General features: G+C 42.8%; 3 protein-coding genes. All 3 read right to left on the minus strand.

Translation table 11 applies throughout. The features are described 5' to 3' along the window. Positions 1 to 140: 140 nt before the first annotated feature. Positions 141 to 620, minus strand: a complete 480-nt coding sequence (locus tag F6K37_RS30700) for an MEKHLA domain-containing protein (RefSeq protein ID WP_287254302.1) — start codon at positions 618 to 620, stop codon at positions 141 to 143. 87 nt (positions 621 to 707) lie between these two features. Beyond that, positions 708 to 4,793: a CHAT domain-containing protein gene (locus F6K37_RS30705; protein WP_287254304.1), complete on the minus strand. Its 4,086-nt coding sequence runs from the start codon at positions 4,791 to 4,793 to the stop codon at positions 708 to 710. 535 nt (positions 4,794 to 5,328) lie between these two features. Then, a partial coding sequence (locus F6K37_RS30710; RefSeq protein WP_287254306.1) for a UvrB/UvrC motif-containing protein occupies positions 5,329 to 5,797 on the minus strand: 469 nt, incomplete at its 5' end.

Here is a 5,797-nt window from a genome sequence, read left to right on the forward strand (position 1 = left end):
CACTATTAATGCTACAAATGATTTCTTTGATTGAATCCCTAAGGGGGCAGGGGTGCTCAAGAGCAAGGGAGAGGACTTTGAAGTTTTTCCCCCTTACTCAAAAATAGATAAAAAATAGACAATTTAAATGGGCGACATCGTCAATTAATCGGTATCCACTGGGAAAATGTAGCCCCTTGACCACAATAGTTATTTTCCTCATCAATGAGATTCCAGACGATACAATCTGAAATCTGGAACCGTTTACCAGTGCTAGAAATGCGGACACCTTGATAGTTGCTAATATAGCCCTTGGTTGTGACTTGGTTAAGCAGGCGTAAGCGCTCCTCCCTTTCCATTGGCTCAGCTGAATATCTCGAAGGCATCCGGGTGAATTGGTTCCAATCCATTTCCCACAATTCTAAAGCTTTCCGATTGCCATAGTTGTAAATAGGGTCTGATTCAGTGTTGTGAGATAGGACCGCAAAGGGAGCTTCAAATAGTGCCTGTGCAATTTCCATAGGTGAGCCACTGGTATCGATTAGAGAACGCCCTGTCCAATGATGAAAGCTATTGATTAGACGTTCGCTCTGGCGAATTACTGCGTCTTGTTGCCAAGGAAATTGGAGCTCAGTGTTCATCGGTTTATTATTCTGTACAGATTTATCACCCTTAGGGAACTATAGTAATCCAAAACTCTGTGATTCTGAACTCCTGCAACTCCTTGATTACTCGGCTTCCCCAATCAGGGTAAAAGCCGCCCATTCAACTGGATTTGGGTACTGTTTAAGAGTCGTAAGCATGGCTTGACGTAGAGCAACTGCTTTGTCAGGTGTTTGTTGTAGCTGGCGATAGAATTCAATCATCAGGTCAGCTGTGGAGTCATCAGGTACTTTCCAGAGGGAAACAACCACACTGGGTACACCAGCAGCCACTAAAGAACGGGATAATCCAATCACGCCATCACTGGTAACTCGACCTCTACCAGTGTTGCAAGCGCTTAAAACTACTAACTCAGCACTAAGCTTGAGGTCGAGTATTTCACTAGCACTGAGAAAACCTTTATCTGTTTTAGTCGGAGCAAGGGCGATCGCTCCTGGTAAACCTAATCCCTGGAAGTCATTCAGTAAGCCGTGAGTAGCTAGATGTATGATCTTTGCCTTTGACATTTGCTCAACAACTGATTTCTTGGTGGCTTGATTGCCAATCAGGGCTTGAGTATTGAACATCTCAGCGATCGCTAGCGCTTCTGTTTCTGTTCCAGGAAGAGGGGGCAAACCTTGAGGCATCGTGGGATTACCAATTACTAGCATCTCTTCTCCAGAAACTAGTTGCCGTTGCTGGTTAGTTAAATCCAGCACCTGAATCGAGGGAGCAGTGAGCATAGTATGTTTTTCGATCAGGTATTGACCAGAAGCGTCTTGTAGTGCTGGGAAAGGTACTAGAAACAAGGATTCGTGGGGAATAAAGGTTACACGAGCTTCGGGATTTGTAGGTAAGAGTTCGGCAATTGGTTCAATGAGCAGTTGATGCAGTTGTTTTAATTGTTCAGTTTGACCAGCTCTCTCTGTTTTAGTCAATCTTTCTCTGGGAACTAAATCAACTAGGGATGGGCTTCTTCTGAAAAAAATTGATTTACGAGTGATAACAACCAATTCTTTCAGAGATGTATCTAGATTAGTTAAATCAACCTGACGAAAAGCGATTTTACCTCTAGGGTTAATTACCCAAATGTAAAGCTCTTTGTCTTCAAGTTGGCGCACACCTTCGGCTTCGACGACTTCTTTGATAAGAGAGTATAAAACTATTGTCGAGTTTTGTTCTTCAGTAATTTTTTTTATTTGTTTGATATTCGGAGGGGCAATCGGTTTATTAGTTTTGAGGTTTGATTCAGACTCTGATAAACCTCTCGCTAATAGTTCAACAAAGGCTCTTGCTCGTCCTCTTTCAGTAATTTCTAGGGCTTGATTGAATTGTTTTCGATCTACTAAATACTCTTGTAAAGCGCTATAAGTTGTTTGATGAGTTTCAAAAATGGATACTCTCTCAAGGTCATTGCTGCCTAAGTTTGACCGCAAAGACTCCCAAATTTCAATGGCAGCAAATAGAGCCTCATTTGCTTCTTTAGGATTTCCGGCTTTGTAGAGAGCATCACCTAAGTTGCTTAAAGCTCGTCCCTTGGCGTGGCGATCACCTAGTTGCTTGGCAATTTTTAAACTCTGGCGTTGGTAGTTTACTGCTTGGTTGTAGTCTTCTAGAGCATAGTAAATTATTCCCAAATTTTCTAGGGCTACTAACTGTCCATAGTTATCTTGCAATTTTTGTGCGATCGCTAAACTCTGCTGAGAGTATTCAATTGCTTGGTTATAGTCGGTCAGGGTATAGTACACCAAGCTCAAATTAGATAATGCTCTTGCCTTTCCAGGTAGGTGATCGGATGTTTTAGCGATCGCTAAACTTTTTTCTTTGTATTCAAGTGCTTTGGTATATTCCTTCTTAGCGTAGTAAGCTAATCCGATATTGCTTACTATATTCCTTTCCATCTCAGACTCATCGGTTGAGTTTACTAGTTCTAGACCCTGTTTATAGTATTCAATAGCTTTGTCATAGTTTCCTATTGCACCATAAGCTGCTCCTAAACCACTTAAAGCTTGCGGTTTTCTTCTTAAGTTTGGGTCTGATTGGGCAAGAGTAAAATGCTGTTTATGATAGTCTAGAGCTTTGCCATAATCTCCCAAAATATAGTAAGTTACTCCGAGGTTATGTAGAGCTTTTGATTCTCGCAAGTTATCACCAATTTTTCGTGCAAATTCTAAATTTTTATGATAGCATTCAGCAGCTTTAGTGTAATCTTTTGCACCAACTTGTCTAGAAAATCCTTGAGGATTTATGAGCAATTGTTCTTCTGCCAGACACTCTGTAATTTCCAGTACCAGGATTGTCAGTCGTTCTAGTCCAATTGCTTGAGTCTTGTTTAACCTCTTGCTCTGATTGACCGCCAAATCTGATCGATTAACCTGGCTTGGCAAGGCAGAGTTTTGATTGTCTGACCTTCCTGATGGTGTTGTTGGGGAAGGATTTGAAGGATTTACAGGATTTACAGGTCCAAGAATTTCTCTTCTTGGAGATTCAGGTGGTAGTAGTGCTTGATTCTCTAACTGTGGTTGTGGTGGTAGGGAAGAATTTGAAAGATTTACAGGATTTACAGGTCCAAGAATTACTGTTGTTGGAGGTTGTGGTGGTCGTAGTGGTGGAAAATCTGACTGTAGTTGTGGTGGTAGCGGTGGTAATGGCTTTGGGTCGATGACTGAAGGAGGTTCAATCATGGGTGGATCTAGATCTAAAAAAGGTGGAGGTTCAGGTGCTGGTGAGACTTGAGATTCTGAACTTTGTATAGTATAATTCTGGTTTCTGAAATCTAGAATGGAAATAATAGTAGAAGTAGCAGTAACATTTCCTTTACTGATGTCACTACCAGCAACAAGAGTAACGTTGCCACTGTCACCATTACCACTAGCAGCATTTATATCACCAGCATTAATAGTTCCCTCGGTAGCGAATAATTGAACCTCTCCTCCTTTACCTTTCACAGAGGAAGAATCAACTACGCCAGCACTAGTATCAATACTTCCTCTATCGCTAACGGCAGTAATATCACCACCATCACCATTATTACTGGAAGCCTTGAGACTCCCGGTAGTGATATTACCTTCTGCTTTCAGGTCAATATTTCCACTATCACCACTTACCGCCGTTGAATCCAGTGTGCCACTACTAGTATCAATCTCTCCTTCTCTACTATTGAGGAAAATTCTTCCACCATCGGAAGTAATTGATGCTGTCCGAATATTACCGTCTGCTTCAATAACTACTTGCTTACCAGCGCTGATATCCTGGACCACCACATCACCATCTTCCACCTGGATACCAGAACCTATCAGTTGTACTGTACCCTCACGATTTACCTCAATTCCTGTAGCATCACCGCCGCCAACTGTCAGCAGTTCCGGTAGGGAAAGGGGAGTGAAGGGAACAGTGGCAGAGGGGGAAACTTCTAAACTGAGAATATTACCTGGCTGGGAAATACGGAGTAAATTTTCTCCAGGCACAGCCTCAATAGTAACTTGACCACCAGATGCAGTAAGAGTGCCATTACTGATCACAGTACCACCTACTAAGGTTAAATTCTGCCCCTCTTTAACTGCTAAATCAGCTAAATTGATGATCCCACCTGGTTGGGAGACAGCAAAATCAAAAGTATTGGGCTTGCCTACCAAAGAAGCATAGTCATTGCTACCAATAGCGTTAAACCAGCCGCCATCAAAACCAATACCAGTAGCGGTGGTGGCGGTAAAAGAAGCAGGTAGATCGATGCTGGCACCAGGACCAAAGACAATCCCGGCGGGGTTGATCAGGAATAAATTTGAATTACCCCCTGTAACCTGGATTAAGCCATTAATGACAGAAGCATCACCACCAGTGACTCGCCCTAGGATATTTTGGATATTAGGATTAGAGAGAAAGATGGCAATCTGACCTTCACTCAGACCAAATTTCTGGAAGCTGTGAAACAGATTCGCACCATCTCCCGACAGCTTACCGCCATCAATGTTGAATTGGTTACCCTCAGGGTTGACAACAGTACCAGTACCATCGTTGGCTTCAACTATCGGTTGCGCCTGCACAGGGGTTGGCAACGGGGAACAGGTCAAATAGGTTGAAGAACAAACAAGCACGAAAAACTTACTTGCTGCCCATCTTCCCTTACCAATGATCTGGCTCAACAGGTTAAGACAGCTCAATGTTAGTCTCATAAGTTATAGAATTCATAGGGAATCTGGGTCGAATACACCCTTTTGAACAAAGTAGACCTATATTTAACAGGGGGCTACTAGAGCGGATTTGGTATCAAAGCTCTACTGCTTTATTCTTTGGAAGAAATCCCCCTTGGGATGAGGACACTTAGTTTAATCTTTGGCAAATATCGAGCATCTCAGTTTCCTGTCAACTATGTATTAATCAGGAGTAATGCCTCCCTTTTATGCCGAGTGTTGGTTTTTGTCACAAAACTTTACATACAGACTCTAGGGCGTGTCTGCTGGCCTCAATAGCAAATGGCACCGAGAGTGGGATCGAGACAAAAAAGCGTTCCTGTAGCGGCTCAATGCTCACGCATCGCGTTTTGTCATGAGCAATCGGAGGGGGTAACAGGTCGGCTATAGTCCTGTTGAGTATGAACGCCATAGCCAGAGGGCAAATCTCTCCACAGTGCGCCTGTTCTCAACATCCCGAGCATGCCGTACACATGTCAATAATTACTCCAACTCCTGTTAGTGTAAAAAATCTTAGTCAACTTGGATTACCTAGCAGTTTATCCCGCAGCTGCTTAATGCGATCTCGTAAGTTTGCTGCCGTTTCAAATTCCAACGTCTTTGCTGCTTCCTTCATCTGTTCTTCTAACTGATTAATCAACTCCGGAATCTTCTCTAAAGGCACATCATCCACCTGTTCAAACACCGCTTCCAACTGTTGGGAATTCAACCGTCGGGAGACATCCAAAAATGTCAAAATCGGATTGTTGGCGGTTTTGCGAATCGGCTGTGGTACAATGTTATTTTTGATATTATACTCAATTTGAATCTTACGACGGCGATTAGTCTCATCAATCGCTTTTCTCATGCTTTTTGTAAAGGTATCAGCATACATAATGGCTTGCCCTCGGACATGACGTGCTGCTCTGCCTATAGTTTGAATAAGCGATCGCTCTGCCCTGAGGAACCCTTCCTTATCCGCATCCAAAATTGCTACCAGAGAGACT

Source organism: Moorena sp. SIO4E2 (genome assembly GCF_010671945.1).
GTDB lineage: Bacteria > Cyanobacteriota > Cyanobacteriia > Cyanobacteriales > Coleofasciculaceae > Moorena > Moorena producens.

Bases quoted from the DNA above. Each gene is read 5' to 3' on its own strand.
- F6K37_RS30700 (WP_287254302.1), bottom strand. From the start codon at position 620: ATGAACACTGAGCTCCAATTTCCTTGGCAACAAGACGCAGTAATTCGC.
- F6K37_RS30705 (WP_287254304.1), bottom strand. From the start codon at position 4,793: ATGAGACTAACATTGAGCTGTCTTAACCTGTTGAGCCAGATCATTGGT.